Here is a 25,527-nt window from a genome sequence, read left to right on the forward strand (position 1 = left end):
AGCTTATCCATAAGGATCTTTCGATGAAGAAGCTACTCTCGCAGGCCGCCTTGGCCGCAATCATGATGGTGGGTGCCGCCGGCGCAGCGCAGGCCGCGAATCTGACCGCCGCGGCAGGCGCCACCGGCCAGGGCGACATGACCCTGCGCCTGGGCGCGAGTTTCGACTGGGACAAGACCTGGTGGGAAAGCAGTACCGGCCACCTGACCGGCTACTGGGACACCGGCGTCACCTACTGGGGGGCCGGCGACCGCGCGGGCGCCCGTTATTCGCTGTCCGTCGCGCCGGTGTTCGTCTACCAGTTCAACGGCGACAGCGTGAAGCCCTTCATCGAGGCCGGCATCGGCATCGCCGGCTTCACCGGCTCCGAGGTCGGCGACCATGACCTGGGCAGCGCCTTCGCCTTCGAAGACCGCCTGGGCTTCGGCCTGAAGTTCGCCGGCGGCCAGTCGGTGGGCATCCGCGCCATCCACTACTCGAATGCCGGGCTCGCGATGCCCAACGACGGCATCGAGTCCTACAGCCTGTTCTACAGCCATCCGCTGTAAGTTCTAGCTGTGCGAAAAAACCGGCCCTGGTGGCCGGTTTTTTCATGCCCGCTTGCCGACTACGCCAAAGGGTTTTTCGTAGGATGGGTTGAGCTTGCGAAACCCATGCGGTCATGGCGATGGGTATCGCTTCGCTCAACCCATCCTACGGGGTGCTTCTTCCGGACCATGTCACACCCCGGCGCGATTCGCGGATGAGATCCGCCTACGCCGCCCCACCCACACCATTCCATGTAGGAGCGCGCCCTGCGCGCGATTTCGCGGGCAGGGCCTGCTCCTACAGGCCCCGAGAAGCCATGTTCGCCTGCAACGTGGGCAGACTAGGCAGCTCCCGGCAGATTGCGGAAGGCCTCCAGCACCCGCTCGCGGCTCGCCGCCAGATCGAGCATCGGCGCCGGGTAGCCGGGCGCGCCGAACAGGCCCAGGCGCGATGGCTCGTGCAGGCTTTCGTTGTCCAGCCCGGCCAGCTCCGGCAGCCACTGGCGCAGGAAGCGCCCGTGGGGATCGAAGCGGCGCGATTGCGCCAGCGGGTTGAACAGGCGGAAGTAGGGCGCGGCGTCGGTGCCGGTGGAGGCGCTCCATTGCCAGCCGCCGTTGTTCGCCGCCAGGTCGCCGTCCACCAGGTGGCGCATGAACCAGCGTTCGCCTTCGCGCCAGTCGATCAGCAGATTCTTGCTGAGGAACATGGCGGTGAGCATGCGCAGACGGTTGTGCATCCAGCCGGTGGCCAGCAGCTGGCGCATCGCCGCGTCGATGATCGGGAAGCCGGTGCGGCCCTGCTGCCAGGCTTCCAGCTCGGCCGGCGCGTGGCGCCAGGGCAGGGCCTCGGTTTGCGCGCGGAAGGCGCGGCCGCGGCTGACCTGCGGGAAGCCGACCAGGATGTGCTTGTAGAACTCGCGCCAGAGCAGCTCGTTGATCCAGGCCACGGCGCCCGGGCCGCCGCTCTCGAATTCGCCCCGGTTGTTCGCCAGCGCTGCGTGCAGGCACTGGCGCGGCGAGAGCACGCCGGCGGCCAGGTAGGCGGAGAGCTGGCTGGTGCCGTCGAGGTCCGGGCGGTCGCGTCGCTCGTGGTAGTGCGCCAGGCCATCTTCGGCGAAGCCGGCCAGGCGTTCGCCGGCGGCCTTTTCCCCGGCGGGCCAGAACTCCCGAGCCAGTGCTGCGCTGGGCGTGAAGCCGGGCAGTTCCCCTGGCACGGGGTCGCTGTCCACCTCCAGCGGCGCCTGCGCTGGCGGTACCGGCAGGCAACTGGGCAGGGCAGTGGCCAGGCGCTGGTAGCAGAGCTTGCGGAACTGGCTGAAGACCTGGAAGTAGCTGCCGCCGCGGGTGAGCAGGCTGCCGGGGGCGAACAGCAACTGGTCCAGGTGGCTGTGGAAGCCGATGCCGGCTTCGGCCAGTCGCCGTTTCACCGCCTCGTCGCGGCGGCTTTCGTGGATGCCGTACTCCTCGTTCACCCGCACCGCGGCGATGCCCAGGCTGCGGCACAGCTGCAGCAGCACTTCCGGCGCCTGGCTCCAGGTGTCCGCCTCGCGCAGCAGCAGCGGGATGTTCAGCAGCTCCAGGTCGCGCTGCAGCGTGTGTAGGTTGCGCAGCCAGAAGTCGACCTTGTTCGGCGAATCGTCGTGAGCGCGCCACTGGCCGGGGCTGAGCAGGTAGCAGGCGACGATCGGGCCGGCCTGGGCGGCGGCGGCCAGGGCGCTGTTGTCGCGCACGCGCAGGTCGCTGCGTAGCCAGAGCAGTTGGCGCCTCATTCGCCACCCCCGCTGTTGAGCAGGCCCAGGGCGTGCAGGGTGGCGCGCGCTTGCAGCGGGTCCTGCGCCAGGTGCAGGCCCGGGTGGCTTTCACGTTGCAGCTCGGCCAGCTCCTGGGCATGGATGTCCACGCTGGCGCCCACCAGCAGGGTGGGGCAGATGCAGCCGGCGAGCAGGCGCGACAGCTGCGCCGGGCTCAGGCTCTGGTCGGAATAGAGGAGCAGGGCGCGTGGGTTCAGGCGCTGCTCGACCAGGGCTATTTCGGCGCAGGACAGCGGGCCGTCGAATACCTGCACCGGGCACCCGGCGGAGCTGGCCAGCCAGGCGCACAGCCAGTGGCCGGTTTCCCGCGGGTGTTCCGACTGGTTCACCAGCAGCAGCGGCCGCCCCTGGTGCTGGCGGTTGTAGTGATACAGGCGGCCGCCCAGCTTGCTGCGCAGCCAGGAGTGGTAGAGCAGGCGCTCCAGGCCGCTGCCGAACTGGCCCTGCCAGCGTAGCTGGAGGTCGCGCTGCAATGGCAGCATCAGGTGCTCGCACAGCGTCTGCGCCGGGTAGATCGACAGCGCGCCGTTGAACAGCTCGTCCAGGCGTGGCTCGTCGAGCCGGGCGATGGCGCTCAGCGCCTGCTGGCGCAGGTCGTCCCAGGGCGAGTGGGTCTCGGCTGCCGCCCGCGGCGGTTCGTCGAGCAGGTCGCGCACCTTGCCGACCGCCACGCCGCGCTCCAGCCAGGTGAGCACGCGGCGGATCCGCTCCAACTGCTCGGCGGAGTACAGGCGGTGGCCCTTGGCGGTGCGCTGGGGGATGACCAGCCCGTAGCGGCGTTCCCAGGCGCGCAGCGTCACCGGGTTCACCCCGGTGCGCCGGGCTACTTCGCTGATCGGCAGCCAGCCGGCGGCCAGCGCCTGGCGATAATCGTCGGGAAGGGTGTTGCTCGGTTCAGATGGCATTGCGTAGACCCAGGGCCTCGGGGTGGGGTTGCAGGTACGCCTGGCGGGCGATGTACGGGTGCGGGTGGCGGCGGAAGTGGTGCTTGAGCAGCGCCAGGGGCACCACCAGCGGTACCTCGCCGTGGCGGTACTGTTCGATCAGCCGCTGCAGCTCGGCGCGGTCGTCCGCCCCCAGCGCGCGCTTGAGGTAGCCGGCCAGGTGCTGCAGCACGTTGCTATGGCTGCCGCGGCTGGCGCAGTGGCCCAGCGCCTGGCTGAAGGCCCGGTAGTACTGCGGGCCGAACTGCCCCGCTGGGTAGCGGCCGATGTCCGCCAGCAGCCGGCCCAGTTCGGCGTACTGGCGCGGGTCGTGGGCGAGCAACTGGTACTTGTGGCGCGAGTGGAAGTCGAGGATCGCCTTGTGCGTCAGCCCCGCGCGGCACAGGGCGAGCCAGTCGAGGTGGGCGTAGACGCGGGTGACGAAGTTCTCGCGCAGGCGGGGATCGTGCAGGCGGCCTTCCTCTTCCACCGGCAGCTCGGGGCGGGCGGCGCAGAAGGCTTCGGCGAACAGGCCGCGGGCGCCGGCCATGGGCGGCTGGCCATCTTCTGCGTAGAGCTTGACGCGGTGCAGTCCGCAGGAGGGGGACTTCTGCATGAAGATGAAGCCACCCAGCTCGCTCAACTGGTCGGCCTGTTCCGCGCCATAGCGACGCAATGCCGCACTGTGGTCCAGGGTCGCATCGCGGCTATCTACCGCACTGGCCACCGCGCGCGGCTGCGTGGCCTCGCCGACCAGGCGCAGGGTAGGGCGCGGCACGCCCAGGCCGATGGCGACTTCCGGGCACAGCGGGACGAAGTCGAAATGCCGGGCGAAGTCCTCCAGGCACAGGCGCGAAGCCTTGTGCCCACCGTTGTAGCGGACGTTCGCGCCGAGCAGGCAGGCGCTGATGCCGAGCTTGGGCCGGGGAGGGGAGGTGGACATGGTCGGACCCTGTACAAGTAGGCTTTGCGTGTACAACTATTTTTCAGCATAGGCCGAACGTTGTACAGCCGCAAATCATTTGTACAGGGTGCGGCGCCCAGGCGGGCGCCGTGGGGCTCAGAGGTGTTGCAGCAGCCGGCGCGCCGCTTCCAGGCCGCTCAGCCAGGCGCCTTCGACACGGCCGGAGAGGCACCAGTCGCCGCAGGCGTAGATGCCCAGGTCGGCATCGGCCAGTGCGCCCAACTGGTGCGCTTCCAGCGGCCGGGCATAGAGCCAGCGGTGGGCCAGGGCGAACACCGGCGCTGGCACCGCGCAACCGATCATCTCGGCGAAGGTGCCCAGCAGGTGCTCGATGACGGTTTCCTTGGGCTTGTCGATGTTCTGCCGGCTCCAGCTGCTGCTGGCGTGCAGCACCCAGGTGTCCATGTGCTCGTCGCGGCCGGGCTTGCAGCGGTTGCTGGCCATCCAGGTCAGCGGGCCTTCCTGGACGAAGCAGCCTTGCACCGGCGTCTGCAGGGGCTCGGCGAAGCCCAGGGCCACGGCCCAGGTCGGCTCCATGGCGATGCTCGCCGCCGCTGCTGCCAGCTTGGGCGCGCCGGCCAGCAGCGCCGCGGCCTGCGGCGCCGGGGTGGCGACCAGGACGTGGCTGAACGGGCCGTGATTGCAGCCTTCGGAGTCCTGCAGGTGCCAGTGCTGTTGGCCGCGGAAGACTTCGGTGATGCGGCAGGAGAAGGTGACCTGCAGCCCCTGCAGCAGCGCGCGGGTGATGGCGCTCATGCGCGGGGTGCCGACCCAGCGCGGCTGCTCGTCCGGCGATGGGCTGAGCATGCCGTCGCGGTACTGGTACAGGGCCGGGTCCCACTCGGCGACCCAGCCGGCGTCGCGCCAGTGCTGGATGGCGTCGAGGAAGCGGCGGTCGCGGGCGGTGAAGTACTGGGCGCCGAGGTCGAGCGCGCCAGCATCGCTGCGCTTGCTCGCCATGCGGCCGCCGCTGCCGTGGCCCTTGTCGAAGAGCTGGACTTCCTGTCCCGCGTCGAGCAGGGCGTGGGCGGCTGAGAGTCCGGCGATTCCGGTGCCAATGATGGCAATGGGGGCGCTCATGACATGCCTCGCAGGTTGTTGTGTTCAGGTTAGCGAGTCGAACAACCTTGTACAATCTGTTTTATTTGTATAGTTGTTCGGTCGCCGTTCGAACGGTCGAGTGGGAATCCGTCCACGCTTCGCGGTCACTCCTTCGGGGACGTCGCGTATCGGTTCCGGCATTTACAGCGTAGACGTTCACCACACTCGGACGGGTGCAGGAATGCAAGCGTCGTTCCCTCGTCCAGACTGATGGTAGGTGTGGGAGTTCAGCGCAAGGAGGTCCAGATGCACATCTTCATTACCGGCGGTACCGGCCTGATCGGCCGCCGCCTGTGCCGCCACTGGGGCGCCGCCGGTCATCGGCTGACGGTGCTCAGCCGCCGTCCGGAACGCGTCGCCGAGCTCTGCGGGAACGAAGTGCGGGGCGTTTCCAGTTTCGAGGCCGTGGGCGACGAGCCTGTCGATGCGGTGGTCAACCTGGCCGGCGAGCCCATCGCCGAGCGGCCCTGGACATCGCGGCGCAAGGCGCTGCTGTGGGACAGCCGGGTACGCCTCACCGAGCGCCTGGTGGAGTGGCTGGAGGGCCGCAGCCAGCGGCCCTCGGTGCTGATCAGTGGCTCGGCGGTGGGCTGGTACGGCGACGCCGGCGAGCGGCCGTTGGACGAGGGCAGCGCGGCGGCCGGCGAGGATTTCGCCAGCGAGCTGTGCCTGGCCTGGGAACAGATCGCCATGCAGGCCGAGGGCCTGGGCATCCGCGTGGTGCGCCTGCGCACCGGGCTGGTGCTGGCGCCGGAGGGCGGCTTCCTCGCGCGCCTGCTGCCGGCCTTCCGCTTCGGCCTGGGCGGCCAGTTGGGCAACGGCCGGCAATGGATGTCCTGGGTGCACATCGAGGACATGATCGGCCTGATCGATTTTCTCTTGCAGCTAAGCGACGCCAGCGGTCCGTATAATGCGTGCGCGCCGCAGCCGGTGCGCAACCGCGACTTCACCCGGGCCCTGGGCCAGGCGCTGCACCGCCCGACCCTGCTGGGCGTGCCGGCCTTCGCCCTGCGCACCCTGCTCGGCGAGCTGTCGCTGCTGTTGCTCGGCGGCCAGCGCGTGGAGCCCCGGCGCCTGTTGGAAGCCGGCTTCGTGTTCCGCTACAACGATCTGCCGGCCGCCCTCGCCGATGTCCTCGCGCATCGCCCGGCGGCCGCCGCCCACCGTCACTAAGGATGCTGCATGACCCTCAACGCCCTGCTGCTGGTCAACCTGGGCTCGCCGGCCTCGACGGAGGTGGCCGACGTGCGCCGTTACCTGGACCAGTTCCTCATGGACCCGTACGTCGTCGACCTGCCCTGGCCGGCGCGGCGCCTGCTGGTGTCGCTGATCCTGCGCAAGCGCCCGGAGGAGTCGGCGCACGCCTATGCCTCCATCTGGTGGGACCAGGGCTCGCCGCTGGTGGTGATCAGCCGCCGCCTGCAGCAGGTCATGCGCAAGTACTGGCCGCACGGCCCGGTGGCGCTGGCCATGCGCTACGGCCAGCCGTCCATCGAGAACGCCCTGCTGGACCTCTACGAGCAGGGCGTGCGCCAGGTGACCCTGGCGCCGCTGTACCCGCAGTTCGCCGACAGCACCACCACCACCGTCATCGAGGAGGCCCGCCGGCTGATCCGCCAGCTCGGCCTGCACGGCATGCACCTGCTGGTGCTGCCGCCGTTCTACGCCGAGCCGGAATACCAGCAGGCCCTGCTGACCAGCGTGCAGCCCTACCTGGAGCAACCCTACGACCACTTGCTGCTGAGCTTCCACGGCCTGCCCGAGCGGCACATCCGCAAGCTGGTGGGCGACCGCAAGCATGACCTCGACGCCGCCGACAGCCGCCACGTGCGCCCGGAGGTCCTGGCGCTGTGCTACCGCAGCCAGTGCCTGCGCACCGCGGAGCTGTTCGCCGAGAACGCCGCCCTGGAGAAGGGCCGCTGGTCGGTGTCGTTCCAGTCGCGCCTGGGCCGCGCCAAGTGGATCGGCCCCTACACCGACGCGCAGCTGGAAGTCCTGGCGAAGCAGGGCGTGAAGCGTTTGCTGGTGATGTGCCCGGCCTTCGTCGCCGATTGCATCGAGACTCTGGAGGAAATCGGCCAGCGCGGCCGCGAGCAGTTCATCGCCGCCGGCGGCGAGGAGCTGGTGCTGATCCCCTGCCTGAACGACCAGCAGGCCTGGGCGCTGGCGCTGGCGCGGCTGTGCGAGCGGTTGCCGGAGCCGCTCTGACGGCCGACTTTGCGCCCGCAGGAGAAACGTCATCGTAGGATGGGTTGAGCGAAGCGATACCCATCACCACGGCTCGGCCTTGGCCCGGCGGCTCCGGGGCTGGCCTTGGCGTTGGCTATGGCCCCGGTGTATCGGCGGATAACCGCGAACGGTTATTCGCCCTACGTCCCGGTCGGGCCTGGCGTAGGGCGCATAACGCCTACGGCGTTATCCGCCGCTTGGCCTTGGTTCCCGGCGGCTCCGGGGTTGGCCTGGGCGTTGGCTGTGGCCCCGGTGTATCGGCGGATAACCGCGAACGGTTATTCGCCCTACGTCCCGGCCGGGCCTGGCGTAGGGCGCATAACGCCTACGGCGTTATCCGCCGTTTGGCCTCGGTCCCCGGCGCCTCCGGGGCTGACCTGGGTTATGCCGATTCAGGGCGGCAGCCAGGCCCTACACCTTGAATTGATTCACCAACCGCCGCTGCTGCTCCGCCAGCCGCGTCAGCTCGGCGCTGGCCTGGGAGGCCTCGTCGGCGCCGCCGGCCACCTGGTTGGCGACCAGGCCGATGTTGGCGACGTTGCGGTTGATGTCCTCGGCCACCGCGCTCTGCTCCTCGGCGGCGCTGGCGATCTGGGTGTTCATGTCGTTGATCACCGACACTGCCTGGGTGATCGACTCCAGCGCATGGGCCGCCTCGTGGGCGTGGCGCACGCTGTCGTCGGTCTTCTCCTGGCTCTGCTGCATCACCTGCACCACTTCGCGGGTGCCGTTCTGCAGCTGCTGGATCATGCTCTGGATTTCCTCGGTGGCCTGCTGCGTCTTCTGCGCCAGGTTGCGCACTTCGTCGGCCACCACGGCGAAGCCGCGGCCCTGCTCGCCGGCCCGCGCCGCCTCGATGGCGGCGTTGAGCGCCAGCAGGTTGGTCTGCTCGGCGATGCCGCGGATGGCCACCAGGATGGCGTTGATGTTCTCGCTGTCGCGGGCCAGCGACTGCACCACGCCGACCGCGCGGCCGATCTCGGTGGCCAGGGCCTGGATCGCCGCCGAACTGCTCTCGACTATCTGCTTGCCCTGGTGCGCGGCCTGGTCGGCGTGGCTGGCCGCTTCCGCCGCGTGGGTGGCGTTGCGCGCCACGTCCTGGGCGGTGGCGGTCATCTCGTGGACGGCGGTGGCCACCAGTTCGATCTCCGCCAACTGCTTCTGCACGCCCTGGTTGGTGCGGATGGCGATGTCCGCGGTGTGCTCGGAGGAGTCGCTGACGTGCTGCACCGAGGTCACCACCTGGCCGATCATGCCCTGCAGCTTGCCGAGGAAGGTGTTGAAACCGCGGGCGATGGAGCCCAGCTCGTCGGCGCGCTCGCTGGTCAGGCGGCGGGTCAGGTCGCCTTCGCCCTGGGCGATGTCGTCGAGCATGCCGACCAACTGGCGCAGCGGCCGGGCGATGCCGTGGCCCACCAGCCAGATCACCAGCAGGCCGCCGGCGGCGATGAGCAGGCCGACCAGGGTCATGCCCAGGGTGTCGGAATCGCTCTGCGCCTTGAGCGCGCCCTGCAGTTGCTTGAGTTCGCCGAACACGGCCTGCCGCGGGATCTCCAGCATCAGCGTCCAGCGCGTGCCGGTGTCGCCGATGGCGAAGGGCAGGAACACGGCGATGGTGTCGCGGGCCTCGTCCTGCTGGTACAGCGGCTGCTCGCCCTGCAGCTTGCCGAGGCTGGCGGCCTGGCTCGCGTCCAGCACCTTGTCGGCCGGTTCGCCGAGCTTGCCGGCGTCCTTGGTGTAGGCCACCAGGCGGCCGTTGGCGGAGATCAGCGCCAGCTCGCCGGCGCCGTCGTAGAGGGTGGCGTCGGCGGCCTTGAGCAGGTCCTGGATGAAGTCCAGGGACAGGTCGGCGCCCACCGCGCCGCGGAACTGGCCGTCGACCAGGATGGGCGCGTTGAAGGACGACATCATTACCATCCTGCCGCCCATTTCATAGGGCGCGGGGTCGATCACGCAGGGCTTGTGGCGTTCCTTCGGGCACAGGTAGTACTCGCCCTCGCGCACGCCGGTGGGCAGCACCTTCTGGCTTTCCAGGGTGTCGCCCATGGCTTCCACGGTGAGGCTGCCGTCGGCCTTGCGGTACCACCAGGGCATGAAGCGCCCGCTGGCGTCGTAGCCGGCGCCGGTCTGCCCGGCGTAGAGGCTGTCGGGGCCGGCGAAGGCGCCGGGTTCCCAGCCGGCGAAGGCGTCCAGCAGCTTGGGGTTCTGCTGCACGGTCTGGCGCAGCAGGTTGGACATCTCGCCGCGGCTGATGCCCAGCAGCGGCTTGCCCTCGGCATCCTTGCCGTCCATCAGCATGTTGGCCTGGGCCAGGCCCTTGACCACCGTCAGCGGGTATTCCAGCTCGCGCTGGATCTGGCTGGCCTGGGCGCGCGCCAGGGCCACCAGGCGTTCGTCGATGACCTTCTCCAGCAGCGCCTGGGTGCGCTCCTGCACCAGCGCCTGGGTGCGCCCGCCGGCGAACAGGGCATAGAGTACCAGCGCCGCCACCACGGCCAGGACACTGGCCCCGGCCAACGCCACCACGGAAAACTGGATCGACTTGAACTTCATGGCGAAATACTCGCGTACCAGGGACAGCCTGTTCCGCTGTATCGGCAGGACTTCAGAGTTTCCTTAGGAAATGCCTGTAATGGGTTGTAACGCCCTTGTGTCGTCTCCTTTGCGGAGCGGTTGCCGGCCATCGGGGGGCGGCCTACCATTGCGCGCTGTCCAAGGGAGATTGCATTGTTTCAGGAGAGCATCATGCCCAGCCTATTCCGCTTCACCGGCCTGGCCGCCGCCCTGCTCCTGGCCGGGTGCCAGCAGGTCAACACCACCAGCGGCGGCGCCGTCGGCGTCGAGCGCAAGCAGTACATGTTCAGCATGCTGTCGAGCCAGCAGGTCGACCAGATGTACTCGCAGTCGTACCAGAAGACCCTCACTGACGCGACTTCGGCGGGCAAGCTGGACAACGACAGCAGCGACGCCAAGCGCGTCAAGGCCGTGGCCGCGCGGCTGATCCCGCAGACCGGCGCGTTCCGCCAGGACGCCCCGGGCTGGGACTGGCAGGTCAACGTGATCAAGAGCGACGAGCTCAACGCCAACTGCGGCCCCGGCGGCAAGATCATCTTCTACAGCGGCCTGATCGATCAGTTGAAGCTGACCGACGACGAGATCGCCGCGGTGATGGGCCACGAGATCGCCCACGCCCTGCGCGAGCATGGCCGCGAGCAGATGTCCCGCGCCTATGCCGTGCAGATGGGCGAGAACCTAGGCGGCGCGCTGCTGGGCCTGGGCGAGACCAGCAAGCAGTTGGCCGACCAGGTGGTGCAGTACAGCCTGACCCTGCCCAACAGCCGGCAGAACGAGACCGAGGCCGACCTCATCGGCCTGGAGCTGGCCGCCCGCGCCGGCTACAACCCCCAGGCCGCGCTGACGCTGTGGCAGAAGATGGGCCAGGCCGGTGGCGACGCGCCGCCGGAAATCCTCAGCACCCACCCGGCGGACAGCACGCGCATGGCCAACCTGCAGGCCGCCATTCCCAAGGTGATGCCGCTGTACGAGCAGGCCAAGGGCCGCAATTGACGAGCGGGGGGATCGACGCCGTCGATCCGTTGCAGCCGGCCGCCGACGCGGCCGGTTCGACCACCACCAGGGAGCGCCAGTGAAAATCGCAGTACTCGGAGCCACCGGGCTCCTCGGCCACCACGCCGCGCGCGCCATCAAGGCCGCCGGCCACCAACTGGTGCTGATCCATCGCCCGTCCTCGCAGATCCAGCGCCTGGCCTACCTGGAGCCGGAATGCCGGGTCGCCGAACTGTTCGACTACAAGGGGCTGGAGCGCGCCCTGAGCGGGCTCGACGCGGTGATCTTCAGCGCCGGCTACTACCCGCAGCGGCCGCGCCGCTGGCAGGAGGAGGTGGCCAGCGCCCTGGACCAGACCAATCATTTCTACGCGGCCTGCCTGCACAACAAGGTGCCGCGCATCCTCTACGTCGGTTCGGCCTTCGCCATGCCCCCGCACCCCCAGGGCCTGCCCGGCCACGAGGGGCTGTTCTACGAGAGCCTGCCCACCGGCAAGAGCGCCTACGTGATGTGCAAGTGGGCGCTGGACGAACAGGCCCGCGAGCAGGCCCGCGGCGGCCTGCCGGTGGTGATCGGGATTCCCGGCATGGTGCTGGGCGAGCTGGACATGGGCCCGACCACCGGGCGCCTGATCACCGCCATCGGCCGCGGCGAGATGTCCCACTACGTGCCGGGGCGGCGCAACGTGATCGATGCCGGCGAGGCGGGGCGCGGCCTGCTGATGACGCTGGAACGCGGGCGCATCGGCGAGCGCTACCTGCTCACCGGGCACAACGTGGAGATGGCCGAGCTCACCGCCACCATCGCCCACCTGCTGGGCCGCCCGGCGCCGCAGCCGATGCCGCTGCACCGCGCCCGCGCCCTGGCCACCCTGGGCCGCTGGCGCTACCGCCTGACCGGCAAGCTGCCGCTGCTGGACGAAACCGCCATCGAGGTGATGGCCGGCGGGCAGTTCCTCGACGGACGCAAGGCCCGCGAGGAGTTGGGCTTCGAAAGCCACGTGCCGCTGGAAGACACCTTGCAGCGGGCCATCGACTGGTTCCGCGCCAACGGGTACCTGTAGGCGCAACAGTCTTGCCGACTGCGCCGGGGAATACCGTGCCTTACCGCAAACTGTAGGAGCGGGCCCTGCCCGCGATTCGCGCGCAGGGCGCGCTCCTACAGGGGAATGGCGTGGGTGGGGTGGCGTAGGAGCGGATCTTATCCGCGAATCGCGCCGATACGTCCGGCTATCGCGGACAAGGTCCGCTCCTACGGGGAAACTCCGTGCCTTACCGAAAACTGTAGGAGCGGGCCCTGCCCGCGAATCGCGCGCAGGGCGCGCTCCTACAGGGGAATGGTGTGGGGGGGGGCGTAGGAGCGGATCCTATCCGCGAATCGCGCCGATATGTCCGGCTATCGCGGACAAGGTCCGCTCCTATGTATGGACTCACCCCCACCGTCAACCCGCTTTTGAACATGAAAACCCGACTGCATCTATGTATTAGGCCTGTTCGAGGAAGCCACGTCGGGCTTCTGGCCAACATTGGGTAAGCCCGCGGAATGCCGATTACAAAGAGGCCTCGAAGGCCGGTAGGAGCGTAGGCATCGATCCGCGACGGTCTGACCAGGGGTCAATGTTCTTCAGCAAGGGTTGGAGCGACTTGGCGCCCCGTTGGCGGGAACTCGTTGATCAGTGGCTCATTTCCATCTCCCGGCAAGCATTCGGCTTGCGCTGGTAGGTTTGTTCGCTGCACAGCAGCACCCAGGCGATACGCAGGTTGCGGTTGGCCAGTCGCACTGCCGCGCCCTTGCGCCCCAGACGTTGTAGCCAGCGCTGCAGGCGCCGATCATCCGGGTGTTCGGAATCGGGCCGCAGTTGCTTCAACACCGCATGCGAGCCTACGACCATCAGGCTGCGCACATAGGCGTCGCCACGTTTGGTCATCTTGCCCAGCCGCACCTTCTGCCCGCTGCTGTGCTGGTCGGGCACGATGCCGAAGTAGGCAGCGAACTGACGCGCATTGGCGAAACGTTCCGGCTCGACCTGTTTGGCCAGCAAGGCCGTAGCCGTGATCGGACCGATACCACGTACCGTCATCAGCCGTTTGGCTGTCGGGTCGGCGGCGGCACAGGCTTCCAGACGCCCGGTCAGCGCGGCGATACGCTCGCCCAGCCGTTTCCATTCGTTCAGCATCTCGTCGATCAGCTCGCGCAGCAGCGCCGGCAACGGCTGTCTAGCGTCTTCCAGCACCCGGGTGACACCTTGCTTCAAGCCCACATCCCCCTGCGCCAGGGCGATACCCTGCTCCAGCAGCAGCCCGCGGATCTGATTACCCATGGCGGTGCGCCGCCGCACATAGCCCCGCCGGACACGGTGCCAGGCCTGCATCGCCAGTGCCGCGACGCTCTTCACCGGCACCGACGCAATACTGCTATCCCGGCCCGCCCGCAGAATGGCGTGGGCATCATTGCGATCATTCTTCGCTCCGCTCCGGTGCTCGGCCACCCGCTGGGCCGGCAGGATACGCACCAGGTTGCCCTGCGCCTGCAGCAGCCGGGCCCAGGCTTGTGCTCCAGGACCGGTCTCCATCAGCACCGTCACGCCCTCCGGCAGCTTCTGCAGAAACACCTGAAACGCTTCACGCGACTTGATTCGCTGTTCGTATGCCAGTTGACCCTGGGCGTCTTCCCCCGCCACCTGGAAGACCTTTTTCGCCAGATCCACGGCGACTGTCGTGCACACCGATACATCGGTTGCAGACACCGGCTTATTCATCGTCGTATGCTTTTTCATGGATTCACCCTCACTGTCGGTGGCTTCTTAGACCGCCACCGTGGCGCCTCGACGCCTCGGTGAGGGTGAGTCCATCCAATTACAGGGAGACTCCGTGCCTTACCGCAAACTGTAGGAGCGGGCCCTGCCCGCGATTTCGCGCGCAGGGCGCGCTCCTACAAGAGAAGGCTGCCGCCTCAGGGCAGCGCCTGCTCCGCCAGCGGGCGGTTCTGCAGGCCCATCTGGCTGCGGAAGCTTTCCATGTCGATCAGCGTGCACAGCTCCTGCAGCTTGCCCTGGCTGTTGAACAGCCACAGGGCCATGCCGGGGATGCTGACCACCTTGTCGCTGGCCGGGTAGCCGAAGGCGGGACGGCTGATGGTGCCCACCAGAGTGCTCCAGGTGAACACTTTGTGGCCCTCGCTTATGCATTCCTCGACCACCACTTCCAGGTCGTCCATGGACGCGCGGATGCCCTCGATCAGTTGCCGGTAGCCGGCGCTGTCCAGGGGCTGGGCGGAGAAGCTGCTCTTGTAGAGGAAGTCCGGGCTGTGCAACTGGGTGGCCAGGGCCAGGCGGCCCTTGTTCCAGCTCAGGTCGATGTGCTGGCGGGCGAGGCGTTTCAGGTCCTTGTCGGTCATGGCTGTTTCCTTCAGCGAAGGGACGACGGCCACAACTATAGGACGAAGGCGTGGCGGCAGCATTGGCCGCCACGCCGGAGCGCCTGTCAGAACAGCCCGGACAGCGTGGCCGCGTGCCAGGCTGCGGCCAGGCCCAGGACGGCGAAGGCGCAGGCGGCCAGGCGGCGGATCAGCGCCAGCGGCAGGCGCTCGGCGGCGAAGTTGCCGGCCAGCACCACCGGCACGTTGGCCAGCAGCATGCCGATGGTGGTGCCCAGCACCACCAGCCAGAAGTGCGGGTACTGCGCGGCCAGCATCACGGTGGCGACCTGGGTCTTGTCGCACATCTCGGCGAGGAAGAAGGCGATCAGCGTGGTGAGGAAGGGGCCGAACTTCTTCAGGCCGCCCTCTTCGTCGTCATCCAGTTTGTCCGGCACCAGGGTCCAGGCCGCCACGGCGAGGAAGGAGGCGGCCAGCAGCCAGCTCAGGGCGGCTTCGGAGAAGAAGGTGGAGACCCATTTGCCCACGGCGCCGGCGGCGAAGTGGTTGACCAGGGTCGCGGCGACGATGCCGGCGATGATCGGCCAGGGCTTGCGGAAGCGCGCGGCGAGGACGAGGGCGAGCAGTTGCGTCTTGTCGCCGATTTCGGCGAGGGCAACCACCAGGATGGGGACGAACAGGGATTCCATCAGGCTTTTCCTAAGGGGGCGGGTCGACTAATCACCAATGACACGCGCCATCCGCCCACCCCGGGTCGGATCGCTCGTGTCATAGGTCTTGTCAAACCCGGGCCCGACTGCTGCGGGCCTTGGGGCCGCGCGCGCCATGGTCTGCGGACCAAGTGTGTTGACGCGTGCCGGGCGAGGGCGGGAACCGCTCGCGGGAGACTACTCCCCTAGGACGGGGCGCATTCTGCCCAAGTCGTCCGGCTTGGGCAAGCCCGGCGTTCAGTCGACGTCGCGGCCGGAGGTGACGTCCATCTCCTCGTAGCGGACGAAGCGGCTGCCGTTCTTCAGCCGGTAGCCCCACCAGATGACGAGGAATAGCGGCAGGCTGACGTAGGTGGCGACCAGCCCGGTCCAGTCGATCGTCTCGCCGACGAACGCCTGGTAGTTCTGCCCGAGGGTTATCGCCAGGCACAGGGCGAAGGCGAACAGCGGGCCGAAGGGGAACCACTTGGCGCGGTAGGGCAGCTCCTCCAGCTTGCCGCCCTGCAGCAGGTAGCCCTTGCGGAAGCGGTAGTGGGAGATGGCGATGCCCAGCCAGACGATGAAGCCGCACATGCCCGAGGTATTGAGCAGCCAGGTGTAGACGGTCTTGTCGCCGATGAAGCTGGTGAGGAAGCACAGCCCGCCGACCAGCGTGGTGGCGTAGAGCGCGTAGCGCGGCACGCCGCTCTGGGAGATCTGCCGGAACAGGCGCGGCGCCTGGCCATGCAGGGCCATGGTGTAGAGCATGCGGGTGGAGGCGTACATCCCCGAGTTGCCGGCGGAGAGGATCGCCGAGAGGATCACCGCGTTCATCACTCCGGCCGCCGCGGCCAGGCCGGCGCGCTCGAAGAGCAGGGTGAAGGGCGAGGTGCTGATGTCGCTGCTGTCGGTCTTGAGCAGGTTCGGATCGGTGTAGGGGATGAGCATGCCGATGACGAAGATCGACAGGATGTAGAACATCAGGATCCGCCAGAACACCTGGCGGATGGCGATGGGGATCGACTTGTGCGGGTGCTCCGACTCGCCGGCGGCGACGCCGATCAGCTCGGTGCCCTGGAACGAGAAGCCGGCGATCATCGCCACCCCGACCATGGCCTGCAGGCCGCCGACGAAGGGCGCGTCGCCGGTGGTGAAGTTGCTGAAGCCGGGGGAGTCGATGCCATGCATGATGCCGAAGATGCTGGCCAGGCCGATGCCGATGAAGATCACCACGGCCACCACCTTGATCAGCGCGAACCAGAACTCGCTCTCGCCGAAGCCTTTCACCGAGAAGAAGTTGAGGCCGAACATGATGGCCAGGAAGATCGCGCTCCAGTACAGGCCGGGCACGTCGGGGAACCAGAAGTGCATCACCAGCTGCGCGGCCACCAGTTCCGCGGCGATGGTCACCGCCCAGTTGTACCAGTAGTTCCAGCCCATGGCGAAGCCGAAGCCTTCGTCGATGAAGCGGCTGCCGTAGGTGGAGAAGGAGCCGGAGTCGGGAATGTAGGCGGCCATCTCGCCCAGGCTGGTCATCAGGAAGAACACCATCAGGCCGATCAGCGCGTAGGCCAGCAGCGCGCCGCCGGGGCCGGCGGTGGCGACGGTGCTGCCGGAGGCGACGAACAGCCCGGTGCCGATCGAGCCGCCGATGGCGATCATGTTCAGGTGCCTGGGCTTGAGCGAACGCTTCAGGTGCGCTGGGGTCTTTTCCGGCGACTTCACGAAGGTCAGCTCGGCTTCTTTCACGGTGCTTTTCACGGCGATCCTCGGCTCGTGAGGCGCGCCGGCCCGGCGCGCCCTTTCGGTCTGGGTGGAGTGTAGTGGGGCTGCGGCGAGGCGCCCGGGCTCAGGGGCGACGGGCGCTGTAGATGCGGAAACCGTCGCCCTCGGCGAGGCTGCGGCAGGGCCCCAGGTGCTGTTCGATCAGCGGCGGGTACTTGAGGAAGCTGTTGGCCACCAGACGCAGTTCGCCGCCCGGGCGCAGGTGTTGCGCGGCTTCGCGCAGCAGGCGCTCGCTGGCCTGGTAGTCGGTGTGCACGCCCTGGTGGAAGGGCGGGTTGCTGACGATGGCGGCCAGGCCGGCCGGCGCCGCGTCGATGCCGTCGCCGCCGATCACCTCGCCTTCCAGGCCATTGGCGGCGAGAGTCAGGCGGCTGCTCTCCAGGGCGAAGGCGTCGACGTCGAGCAGGCTCAGGCGGCTGCCCGGGTAGCGGCGCTTGAGCACCGCGCCGAGCACGCCGGCGCCGCAGCCGAAGTCCAGCACCTGGCCTTCGGGCAGGCCGTCCAGGTGTTCCAGCAGCAGGGCGCTGCCGCGGTCCAGGCGGCCATGGCTGAACACACCGGGCAGGGTGACCACCTGCAGTTCGCCGTCGGCCAGGGCCAGCGTGTAGTGCTGGGCCAGGGCGTGCAGGTCGGGGCAGGGCAGGGCGCCGTCGATGGCGGCGTGCCACAGCTGGCAGTGCCGCGCGCTGTCGAGCTTGGCGGCCTTGGCCAGGGCGCCGAGCTGCTTGGCGGCGCGCTCGACGCCGGCGCGCTTCTCGCCCACCAGGTACAGCTGGCCGCCGGGCACCCGGCTGGCCAGGGCGGCCAGCAGGTAATCGGTCAGCTCGCGGGACTTGGGCAGGAACAGCACGGCGGCGTCGAACTCGCCCTCCGGCGGCGTCACGCCGAAATGGCAGCGCCCCGGATAGCGGCCGTCCAGCTGCCGCTGTTCGCCGGCGTGCCAGCTCCAGCCCAGGGCCTGGGGCAGTTCGCCGAGCAGGCCGTCGGCGGGCAGGCCGGCCAGCAGCACGCGGCCGGCGAAACGTTCGATCTGGCGCAGCAGCACCTCGCTGGTGGGGGCATTGGACATGCGGCCTCCTGAAAAAGGGCGCGAGTTTAGCACTTCGCGCTTCAGTCGACCCGCCGCAGCTTGTCGCCACGGAAGAAGGCCGCGGCGTTGTCCGTCACCTGGCCGACGATGCGCTGCCGCGCCTCGCGGCTGCCCCAGGCGTTGTGCGGGGTGACGATCAGCCGCGGGATGTCGCCGGCCAGCAGCGGGTTGCCGTCCTTCGGCGGCTCGACGCTGAGCACGTCGGTGGCGGCGCCGCCCAGGTGCCCGCGGCGCAGGGTGTCGGCCAGGGCCTGCTCGTCGATCAGGCCGCCGCGGGCGGTGTTGACGATGAAGGCGCCGGGCTTCATCAGGTCCAGTTCGCGCTGGCCGATCATCCCGCGGGTCTGCTCGGTCAGCGGGCAGTGCAGGCTGATGGCGTCGACCTGCGGCAACAGCTCGTCCAGCGCCAGGCGGTCGGCGCGCGGCGGGCGGCCAGGAAGCTGGCCGAGCAGCACGCGCATGCCGAAGGCCTCGGCCAGGCGGGCCACCGCGCCGCCCAGTTCGCCATGGCCGAGCAGGCCGAGGGTCTTGCCTTCCAGCTCGACGATGGGGAAGTCCAGCAGGCAGAACTGGGTGGACTGTTGCCAGCGTCCGGCGCGGACCGCCGCCTGGTAGTCGGGCAGCCGGGTGGCCAGGGCGAGCAGCAGCAGGATGGCGTGCTGGGCCACCGAAGCGGTGCCGTAGCCCTGGCAGTTGGCCACGGCGATGCCACGCTCGCGGGCGGCGGCCAGGTCGACGTTGTTGGTGCCGGTGGCGGTGACCAGGATCAGCCTGAGGTCCGGGCACTGGGCCAGGGTCTCGGCGCTGATGGGCGCCTTGTTGCTGATGGCCACGTTGGCCTCGCGCAGGCGCCCGGCGATCTCGTCCGGGGCGCTGGCGGGGTGCAGGACCAGCTCGCCGAAGGCCTGGCGCAGGGGCTGCAGGTCGAGGTCGCCGAGGTCGAGGGAGGCGGTGTCGAGGAAGACGGCGCGGGCACTGTTCATCTGTGGCTGTACCTTTTGCGGGAAGCGGGGCTGGCGTGAGAACCTGCTCACGATCTGCTGCGCGTCGGCATAACTGCGTTAAAAACAGGCGAGTAATGCTCATTTAGCGGACTAAACTGCGCTTCCTCGCCTGTTTGACTCGCTGCGCTCGCCCTTCGGGCCAGCCTTCGGCTGTTACTCCCGTTGGTCGTTGCGCCTTGTTCTGCTCTAGCTCGCGAGATCGTGAGCAGGCTCTTAAAGTTGCCAGCCTAACGGTTTTTTCCCACCCCTGCGGAGGTTGCATGTACTGGACGGAATTTCTCACCGTGGCGCTGATCCACCTGCTGGCGGTGGCCAGCCCGGGCCCGGACTTCGCCGTGGTGGTGCGCGAGAGCGTCACCCACGGCCGCCGCGCCGGCACCTGGACGGCGCTGGGCGTGGGCTGCGCCATTTCCATCCACGTGACCTACTCGCTGCTGGGCATCGGCCTGATCGTTTCGCAGTCGATCATGCTGTTCAACACCCTCAAGTGGCTGGCTGCGGCCTACCTGTTCTACATCGGCATCAAGGCCTTGCGCGCCAAACCCAGCGGTGGCGACGGCAGCGTGGCGGCCGCCGCGCCCAGCGAACGCACCCCGCGCGGCGCCTTCGTCGCCGGCTTCGTCACCAACGGCCTGAACCCCAAGGCCACGCTGTTCTTCCTCTCGCTGTTCACCGTGGTTATCAACCCGCACACCCCGGTACTGGTGCAGGCCGGCTACGGCGTCTACCTGGCCTGCGCCACCGCGGCCTGGTTCAGCTTCGTGGCGCTGCTGTTCAGCCAGCAGCGCGTGCGCGCCGGCTTCGCCCGCATGGGGCACTGGTTCGACCGGATGATGGGGGTGGTGCTGGTGGGGTTGGGGGTCAAGCTGGCGTTTACCGAGTTGCGCTGAGGGTTAGGGGCCGCCTTTTGTAGGGGCGAGCTTGCTCGCGGATGGTGTTTGGCTGGGGCTTTGGGGGTTGCGCTTTAGAGCGCCCTCTCCCTAACCCTCTCCCTGAAGGGAGAGGGGACCGTTCGGTGTGTTCGGTTGCTTCGGCGTTAGCCGGCTTGAGCCGGCTTGTACCGATTACCCGGCTAACACCAAATCCTTTCTCGGCACGGACAAGCTCCCTCTCCCTTCAGGGAGAGGGCTGGGGAGAGGGGCTCTCAAGCAGCCGAGAATCGCGACAGCCCTGTCCGCGATATCACGCGCAGGGGAATGGCATACACAGCGGCTCGCACGGAGCCGAAACGCAAAGGGCGCGACCGAAGTCGCGCCCTTTGCGTTACCGGTAACGCTTACAGCAACTCGACGGCCACCGCGGTGGCTTCGCCGCCGCCGATGCACAGCGAGGCCACGCCGCGCTTGCCGCCCTTCTTCTGCAGGGCGTTGATCAGGGTGACGATGATCCGCGAGCCGGTGGAGCCCACCGGGTGGCCCTGGGCGCAGGCGCCGCCGTAGACGTTGACCTTGGCGTGGTCCAGGCCGTGCTCGCGCATGGCCAGCATGGTGACCATGGCGAAGGCTTCGTTGATCTCGAACAGGTCGACGTCGTCCTTGCTCCAGCCGGTCTTCCTGAACAGGTTGGTCATGGCGCCGATGGGGGCCAGGGTGAATTCGCTCGGGTCCTGGCTCTGGGTGGCGTGGCCGACGATCTTCGCCAGCGGCTTGAGGCCGCGGCGGGCGGCTTCCTCGGCGGTCATCAGGACCAGCGCGCTGGCGCCGTCGGAGATGGAGCTGGCGTTGGCCGCGGTGATGGTGCCGTCCTTCTTGAACGCCGGCTTCAGGCTGGGAATCTTGTCCAGGTTGGCGGTCAGCGGCTGTTCGTCGTCCTTCACCACCACCTCGCCCTTGCGGGTGGTGACGGTGACCGGGACGATCTCGCTGGCCAGCGAGCCATCCTGGATCGCCGCCTGGGCGCGCTTGAGCGATTCGATGGCGTAGGCGTCCATCTCTTCGCGGGTGATGCCGTTGCTGTCCGCGGTGTCCTGGGCGAAGGAGCCCATCAGGCGGCCTGTGCGGGCGTCCTCCAGGCCGTCGAGGAACATGTGGTCCTTGATCTCGGCGTGGCCCATGCGCAGGCCGGTGCGGGCCTTTTCCAGCACGTAGGGGGCGTTGGACATGCTTTCCATGCCGCCGGCGACCATCACCTTGTTGGTTCCGGCCTTGAGCAGGTCGTGGGCCAGCATCACCGCCTTCATGCCCGAACCGCACAGCTTGTTGATGGTGGTGCAGCCGGTGGCGGCGGGCAGGCCGGCGTTGAGCGCCGCCTGTCGGGCCGGGCCCTGCTTCAGACCGGCGGGCAGCACGCAGCCCATGATCACTTCCTCGACATCGCCGGCCTCGATGCCGGCGCGGGCGACTGCTTCGCGGATGGCGATGGCGCCCAGGTCGACGGCGGAAACGCCGGCCAGGCTGCCCTGGAAGCCGCCCATGGGAGTGCGGGCGCCGCTGACGATGACGATTTCGGACATGGAAACTACCTCTTGGCTTTTGTTCTCGGGGTGTTCTGGAGGCTCGGCCGTGAACGACCGGGTGGCGGCGATTCTAGCGCGTGACCCGATCAGGCCAAAGAGTCACCCGCAAATCACTCTTTGGATGGATGATTGGTCATGGTTGCGCCTCTACAGTCACCGGCATCGACTCCCATGAAGGTCCCACAGGTAAGCCGAACATGCTCAAGACCCGTCTCCTCCCCGCTGCGAGCAATGCCTACCAGTACCCGTTGCTGATCAAGAGCCTGCTGCTGTCCGGCGCGCGCTACGAAAAAAGCCACGAGATCGTCTACCGCGACCTGGTGCGCTACAACTACGCCACCTTCAACGAGCGCGTCGCGCGCCTGGCCAACGTGCTCACCGAGGCCGGTGTGCAGGCCGGCGACACCGTGGCGGTGATGGACTGGGACAGCCATCGCTACCTGGAGGCGATGTTCGCCATCCCGATGATCGGCGCGGTGCTGCACACCATCAACATCCGCCTTTCGCCGGAGCAGATCCTCTACACCATGAACCATGCCGAGGACCGCTTCGTGCTGGTCAACGCCGAGTTCGTGCCGCTCTACCAGGGCATCGCCGGGCAACTGACCACGGTGCAGAAGACCCTGCTGCTGACCGATGGCGCCGACAAGAGCTGCGCACTGGCCGACTGCATCGGCGAGTACGAGACGCTGATGGCCGCGGCCAGCCCGCGCTACGCCTTCCCCGACTTCGACGAGAATTCGGTGGCCACCACCTTCTACACCACCGGCACCACCGGTAACCCCAAGGGCGTGTACTTCACCCACCGCCAGTTGGTGCTGCACACCCTGGCCATGGCCTCGACCATCGCCAGCCTGGACAGCATCCGCCTGATGGGCAACAGCGACGTGTACATGCCGATCACGCCGATGTTCCACGTGCACGCCTGGGGTACTCCCTACGTGGCGACCATGCTCGGTATCAAGCAGGTGTACCCGGGGCGTTACGACCCGGAACTGCTGGTCGAGCTGTGGAAACGCGAGAACGTCACCTTCTCCCACTGCGTGCCGACCATCCTGCAGATGGTGATGAACGCCAAGGCCGCCCAGGGCGTGGACTTCAAGGGCTGGAAGATCATCATCGGCGGCAGCGCGCTGACCCGCTCGCTGTACGAGGCGGCCCAGGCCCGCGGCATCCAGTTGACCGCGGCCTACGGCATGTCCGAGACCTGCCCGCTGATCTCCTGCGCCTACCTCAACGATGAACTCCTGGCCGGCAGCGAGGACGAACGCACCACCTACCGGATCAAGGCCGGCGTGCCGGTGCCGCTGGTGGACGCGGCGATCATGGACGAGCACGGCCAACTGCTGCCGGCCGACGGCGAGTCCCAGGGCGAGCTGGTGCTGCGTTCGCCCTGGCTGACCCAGGGCTACTTCCGCGAGCCGCAGAAGGGCGAGGAACTCTGGGCCGGCGGCTGGATGCACACCGGCGACGTGGCCACCCTCGACGGCATGGGCTTCATCGACATCCGCGACCGCATCAAGGACGTGATCAAGACCGGCGGCGAATGGCTGTCCTCGCTGGAGCTGGAAGACCTCATCAGCCGTCACCCGGCGGTGCGCGAAGTGGCGGTGGTGGGGGTGCCGGACCCGCAATGGGGCGAGCGCCCGTTCGCCCTGCTGGTGCTCTTCGAGGGCCAGCAGCTGGACGCCAAGGGGCTGAAGGAGCACCTCAAGCCTTTCGTCGAACAGGGCCACATCAACAAGTGGGCGATTCCTTCGCAGATCGCCGTTGTTACTGAAGTTCCCAAGACCAGCGTGGGCAAGCTGGACAAGAAGCGCATCCGTGTGGATATCGCTCGTTGGCAGGAGTCCGGCAGCGAATTCCTCTCCGCCCTGTAAGCCCTTCCCTACAGGCTGCGTCCCCCGAGCAAGCGCTTGGCACGAGGCGCGGCCTCTGCTAATCCTTCCTGCGAGCCGTCTAGCTTGCGGCTCGTTGCCGCAGCGACGCGCTAAATCACACTTTCGAGGGATCAAGCCCGCCGGGGGGCTGGCTATAGTCGCTGCCACTCATAACAAAAAACACACATGGAGTAGCGTCGATGACACAAATGAAGAAGATCTGGCGCCTGGCTCGTTTGCCACTGGCCGTCAGCCTGGCTTCCACGCTTGCCACCCCCGCTTCGGCGGTCACCTTCAACATCGGCGAGATCGAGGGTTCCTTCGACTCCAGCCTGTCGGTCGGCGCCAGCTGGTCGACGCAGAATCCGGACAAGAACCTGATCGGTTCCAACAACGGCGGTCACGGCCTGTCGCAGACCTCCGACGACGGCCACCTGAACTACAAGGCCGGCAAGACCTTCTCGAAGATCTTCAAGGGCATCCACGACCTGGAGCTGAAGTACGGCGACACCGGCGTGTTCCTGCGCGGCAAGTACTGGTACGACTTCGAGCAGAAGGACGAGAGCACCGAGTTCAAGCCGCTCAGCGACAGTGGCCGCAAGACCGCCGCCAAGGCTTCCGGCGCCGAGCTGCTGGACGCCTTCATCTACCACAAGTACAGCATCGCCGACCTGCCGGGCAACGTGCGCCTGGGCAAGCAGGTGGTGAACTGGGGCGAGAGCACCTTCATCCAGGGTGGCATCAACTCGATCAACCCGTTCGACGTCACCGCGCTGCGCCGCCCGGGCTCCGAGATCAAGGAAGCCCTGGTGCCGGTGAACATGTTCTACCTGTCGCAGAACCTCACCGACAACCTCTCCGCCGAAGGCTTCTACCAACTGGAGTGGGACCAGACGGTGGTGGACAACTGCGGCACCTTCTTCTCTCAGCCGGACGTGATCGCCGACGGCTGCACCGACAACCTGCGCGTGCTGACCAACGCCCAGGCGCTGGGGGCGGGGAACGTGGCGCTGGCCAAGCAGTTCGGCGTGGACGTCAACAACGAGGGCGCCCTGGTGCGCCGCGGGCCGGACCGCGATGCCCGCGACAGCGGCCAGTACGGCCTGTCGCTGAAGTACTACGCCGACGCCCTGAACACCGAGTTCGGCGGCTACTACATGAACTATCACAGCCGCCTGCCGATCTTCAGCGGCCGTGGCGCTTCCCAGTCCATCTACAACCTGGCCAACTCCCTCAGCGGCACCCCGCTGCAAGCCTTCGCCCCGCTGCTGGTGGCGGGCAACTCCTCGTACTTCGTCGAGTACCCGGAGGACATCCACCTGTATGGCCTGAGCTTCTCCACCACCCTGCCCACCGGCACGGCCTGGCAGGGCGAGATCAGCTACCGGCCCAACGCCCCGGTGCAGCTGAACACCACCGACATCCTGTTCTCCGGCGTGGTGCCGCTGGGCGGCGTGTACGGCAACGCTTCGGTGCTCGAGGGGGTTCCGGACACCGACCTGCACGGCTACCGCCGCAAGGAAATCACCCAGCTGCAGACCACCTTCACCCACTTCTTCGACCAGGTCATGGGCGCCGAGCGTCTGACCCTGGTGGGCGAGGTGGGCTGGACCCACGTCGGCGGCCTGGAAAGCACCTCCAAGGCGCGCTACGGCCGCGACCCGGTATTCGGTCCCGGCCCGCTCCCGGCGACCGGCAACCTGAACACCTGCCAGGTGCTGAACAACTCGACCCTGGGCAGCGCGCCGAAGAACAACCTGTCGCGCAACTGCGAGAACGACGGCTTCACCACCGCCGACTCCTGGGGCTACCGCATGCGCGCCATCTGGGACTACAACGACGTGTTCGCCGGGGTGAACCTCAAGCCCAACGTGGCCTGGTCCCACGACGTAGACGGCTATTCGCCCGGCCCGGGCGGCAACTTCGAGGAAGGCCGCAAGGCGATCAGCCTGGGCGTCGACGCCGACTACATGAACACCTACACCGCGAGCCTTTCCTACACCAACTACTTCGACGGCAAGTACTCCACCCTGGTCGACCGCGACTTCGTCGCGCTCAGCTTCGGCGTGAACTTCTAAGCGGCACCCGCGCCCCGCCCGGGCCCGGGCGGGGCGCCAGCAGACAGAG

Annotated in this window: 20 protein-coding genes and 1 riboswitch; of the genes, 8 read left to right on the forward strand and 12 right to left on the reverse strand. The window is 68.0% G+C overall.

The window, feature by feature from the left end:
* Window positions 1–23 precede the first annotated feature (23 nt).
* Window positions 24–548: an acyloxyacyl hydrolase gene (locus FG99_RS28790; protein ID WP_043273589.1), complete on the forward strand. Its 525-nt coding sequence runs from the start codon at window positions 24–26 to the stop codon at window positions 546–548.
* Window positions 549–868: 320 nt separating this feature from the next.
* Here the strand turns inward: FG99_RS28790 and phrB are convergent, their stop codons facing one another.
* The 4 genes from phrB to FG99_RS28810 all read right to left on the reverse strand — a co-directional run bounded on the left by phrB (window position 869) and on the right by FG99_RS28810 (window position 5,305).
* A complete protein-coding gene (phrB, locus tag FG99_RS28795; RefSeq protein WP_043273591.1) occupies window positions 869–2,296 on the reverse strand; it encodes a deoxyribodipyrimidine photo-lyase in 1,428 nt (475 codons plus the stop codon).
* Window positions 2,293–3,243, reverse strand: a complete 951-nt coding sequence (locus tag FG99_RS28800; RefSeq protein WP_043273592.1) for a MerR family transcriptional regulator — start codon at window positions 3,241–3,243, stop codon at window positions 2,293–2,295. Before FG99_RS28800 ends, phrB begins: the two co-directional genes overlap by 4 nt.
* On the reverse strand, window positions 3,233–4,204 hold the full coding sequence (locus FG99_RS28805) for a YbgA family protein (RefSeq protein ID WP_043273594.1): 972 nt from the start codon (window positions 4,202–4,204) through the stop codon (window positions 3,233–3,235). Before FG99_RS28805 ends, FG99_RS28800 begins: the two co-directional genes overlap by 11 nt.
* Window positions 4,205–4,321: 117 nt before the next feature.
* Window positions 4,322–5,305: an NAD(P)/FAD-dependent oxidoreductase gene (locus tag FG99_RS28810; protein WP_043273595.1), complete on the reverse strand. Its 984-nt coding sequence runs from the start codon at window positions 5,303–5,305 to the stop codon at window positions 4,322–4,324.
* Window positions 5,306–5,572: 267 nt separating this feature from the next.
* Here FG99_RS28810 and FG99_RS28815 point away from each other — a divergent pair, with 267 nt between their 5' ends.
* Window positions 5,573–6,499 (forward strand): TIGR01777 family oxidoreductase, encoded by a 927-nt coding sequence (locus FG99_RS28815; protein ID WP_043273597.1) that lies wholly within the window; start codon window positions 5,573–5,575, stop codon window positions 6,497–6,499.
* 9 nt (window positions 6,500–6,508) lie between these two features.
* Window positions 6,509–7,534: a ferrochelatase gene (hemH, locus tag FG99_RS28820; protein WP_009617462.1), complete on the forward strand. Its 1,026-nt coding sequence runs from the start codon at window positions 6,509–6,511 to the stop codon at window positions 7,532–7,534.
* Between the two features lie 432 nt (window positions 7,535–7,966).
* Here the strand turns inward: hemH and FG99_RS28825 are convergent, their stop codons facing one another.
* Entirely contained in the window at window positions 7,967–10,108 is a 2,142-nt protein-coding gene (locus FG99_RS28825) for a methyl-accepting chemotaxis protein (protein WP_043273598.1), read from the reverse strand.
* Window positions 10,109–10,300: 192 nt separating this feature from the next.
* On the opposite strand from FG99_RS28825, the gene FG99_RS28830 reads away from it, so the two are divergent.
* Window positions 10,301–11,122: a M48 family metallopeptidase gene (locus FG99_RS28830; protein WP_043273599.1), complete on the forward strand. Its 822-nt coding sequence runs from the start codon at window positions 10,301–10,303 to the stop codon at window positions 11,120–11,122.
* 79 nt (window positions 11,123–11,201) lie between these two features.
* On the forward strand, window positions 11,202–12,185 hold the full coding sequence (locus FG99_RS28835) for an NAD-dependent epimerase/dehydratase family protein (RefSeq protein WP_043273600.1): 984 nt from the start codon (window positions 11,202–11,204) through the stop codon (window positions 12,183–12,185).
* A 609-nt stretch (window positions 12,186–12,794) separates the two neighbouring features.
* Here the strand turns inward: FG99_RS28835 and FG99_RS28840 are convergent.
* From FG99_RS28840 to FG99_RS28865, 6 genes are all read right to left on the reverse strand, one after another.
* Window positions 12,795–13,880 carry an IS110 family RNA-guided transposase gene (locus FG99_RS28840; protein ID WP_081884568.1) on the reverse strand — a complete coding sequence of 362 codons (1,086 nt, stop codon included), beginning with the start codon at window positions 13,878–13,880 and terminating at the stop codon, window positions 12,795–12,797.
* Between the two features lie 194 nt (window positions 13,881–14,074).
* Window positions 14,075–14,518, reverse strand: a complete 444-nt coding sequence (locus FG99_RS28845) for a ketosteroid isomerase-related protein (RefSeq protein WP_009617468.1) — start codon at window positions 14,516–14,518, stop codon at window positions 14,075–14,077.
* 86 nt (window positions 14,519–14,604) lie between these two features.
* Window positions 14,605–15,186, reverse strand: coding sequence for a TMEM165/GDT1 family protein (locus FG99_RS28850; protein ID WP_141766188.1), 582 nt, complete (start codon window positions 15,184–15,186; stop codon window positions 14,605–14,607).
* 81 nt (window positions 15,187–15,267) lie between these two features.
* Window positions 15,268–15,405, reverse strand: a riboswitch (yybP-ykoY riboswitch).
* Between the two features lie 39 nt (window positions 15,406–15,444).
* Window positions 15,445–16,911 (reverse strand): amino acid permease, encoded by a 1,467-nt coding sequence (locus FG99_RS28855; RefSeq protein WP_043273699.1) that lies wholly within the window; start codon window positions 16,909–16,911, stop codon window positions 15,445–15,447.
* A gap of 124 nt (window positions 16,912–17,035) precedes the next feature.
* Window positions 17,036–18,040, reverse strand: coding sequence for a class I SAM-dependent methyltransferase (locus FG99_RS28860; protein WP_043273602.1), 1,005 nt, complete (start codon window positions 18,038–18,040; stop codon window positions 17,036–17,038).
* Between the two features lie 41 nt (window positions 18,041–18,081).
* Complete coding sequence (locus FG99_RS28865; protein ID WP_043273603.1) at window positions 18,082–19,044, reverse strand: 2-hydroxyacid dehydrogenase; 963 nt, start codon at window positions 19,042–19,044, stop codon at window positions 18,082–18,084.
* Between the two features lie 281 nt (window positions 19,045–19,325).
* Here FG99_RS28865 and FG99_RS28870 point away from each other — a divergent pair, with 281 nt between their 5' ends.
* Complete coding sequence (locus tag FG99_RS28870) at window positions 19,326–19,955, forward strand: LysE family translocator (protein ID WP_043273604.1); 630 nt, start codon at window positions 19,326–19,328, stop codon at window positions 19,953–19,955.
* Between the two features lie 386 nt (window positions 19,956–20,341).
* Here FG99_RS28870 and FG99_RS28875 read toward each other — a convergent pair whose 3' ends face one another.
* Entirely contained in the window at window positions 20,342–21,517 is a 1,176-nt protein-coding gene (locus tag FG99_RS28875; protein WP_043273605.1) for a thiolase family protein, read from the reverse strand.
* A gap of 200 nt (window positions 21,518–21,717) precedes the next feature.
* Here FG99_RS28875 and FG99_RS28880 point away from each other — a divergent pair, with 200 nt between their 5' ends.
* Together FG99_RS28880 and FG99_RS28885 are read left to right on the forward strand one after the other, a co-directional pair.
* A complete protein-coding gene (locus tag FG99_RS28880) occupies window positions 21,718–23,400 on the forward strand; it encodes a fatty acid--CoA ligase (RefSeq protein WP_009617479.1) in 1,683 nt (560 codons plus the stop codon).
* Window positions 23,401–23,600: 200 nt separating this feature from the next.
* A complete protein-coding gene (locus FG99_RS28885) occupies window positions 23,601–25,478 on the forward strand; it encodes a DUF1302 domain-containing protein (RefSeq protein WP_043273606.1) in 1,878 nt (625 codons plus the stop codon).
* Window positions 25,479–25,527: the final 49 nt, after the last annotated feature.

This window comes from Pseudomonas sp. AAC, assembly GCF_000725445.1.
Taxonomy (GTDB): Bacteria; Pseudomonadota; Gammaproteobacteria; order Pseudomonadales; family Pseudomonadaceae; genus Pseudomonas; species Pseudomonas citronellolis.

Excerpts from the sequence above, each read along its gene's own strand:
- FG99_RS28790 (WP_043273589.1), top strand. The coding sequence starts at position 24 with ATGAAGAAGCTACTCTCGCAGGCCGCCTTGGCCGCAATCATGATGGTG.
- phrB (WP_043273591.1), bottom strand. The coding sequence starts at position 2,296 with ATGAGGCGCCAACTGCTCTGGCTACGCAGCGACCTGCGCGTGCGCGAC.
- FG99_RS28800 (WP_043273592.1), bottom strand. The coding sequence starts at position 3,243 with ATGCCATCTGAACCGAGCAACACCCTTCCCGACGATTATCGCCAGGCG.
- FG99_RS28805 (WP_043273594.1), bottom strand. The coding sequence starts at position 4,204 with ATGTCCACCTCCCCTCCCCGGCCCAAGCTCGGCATCAGCGCCTGCCTG.
- FG99_RS28810 (WP_043273595.1), bottom strand. The coding sequence starts at position 5,305 with ATGAGCGCCCCCATTGCCATCATTGGCACCGGAATCGCCGGACTCTCA.
- FG99_RS28815 (WP_043273597.1), top strand. The coding sequence starts at position 5,573 with ATGCACATCTTCATTACCGGCGGTACCGGCCTGATCGGCCGCCGCCTG.
- hemH (WP_009617462.1), top strand. The coding sequence starts at position 6,509 with ATGACCCTCAACGCCCTGCTGCTGGTCAACCTGGGCTCGCCGGCCTCG.
- FG99_RS28825 (WP_043273598.1), bottom strand. The coding sequence starts at position 10,108 with ATGAAGTTCAAGTCGATCCAGTTTTCCGTGGTGGCGTTGGCCGGGGCC.
- FG99_RS28830 (WP_043273599.1), top strand. The coding sequence starts at position 10,301 with ATGCCCAGCCTATTCCGCTTCACCGGCCTGGCCGCCGCCCTGCTCCTG.
- FG99_RS28840 (WP_081884568.1), bottom strand. The coding sequence starts at position 13,880 with ATGAATAAGCCGGTGTCTGCAACCGATGTATCGGTGTGCACGACAGTC.
- FG99_RS28845 (WP_009617468.1), bottom strand. The coding sequence starts at position 14,518 with ATGACCGACAAGGACCTGAAACGCCTCGCCCGCCAGCACATCGACCTG.
- FG99_RS28850 (WP_141766188.1), bottom strand. The coding sequence starts at position 15,186 with ATGGAATCCCTGTTCGTCCCCATCCTGGTGGTTGCCCTCGCCGAAATC.
- FG99_RS28860 (WP_043273602.1), bottom strand. The coding sequence starts at position 18,040 with ATGTCCAATGCCCCCACCAGCGAGGTGCTGCTGCGCCAGATCGAACGT.
- FG99_RS28865 (WP_043273603.1), bottom strand. The coding sequence starts at position 19,044 with ATGAACAGTGCCCGCGCCGTCTTCCTCGACACCGCCTCCCTCGACCTC.
- FG99_RS28870 (WP_043273604.1), top strand. The coding sequence starts at position 19,326 with ATGTACTGGACGGAATTTCTCACCGTGGCGCTGATCCACCTGCTGGCG.
- FG99_RS28875 (WP_043273605.1), bottom strand. The coding sequence starts at position 21,517 with ATGTCCGAAATCGTCATCGTCAGCGGCGCCCGCACTCCCATGGGCGGC.
- FG99_RS28880 (WP_009617479.1), top strand. The coding sequence starts at position 21,718 with ATGCTCAAGACCCGTCTCCTCCCCGCTGCGAGCAATGCCTACCAGTAC.
- FG99_RS28885 (WP_043273606.1), top strand. The coding sequence starts at position 23,601 with ATGACACAAATGAAGAAGATCTGGCGCCTGGCTCGTTTGCCACTGGCC.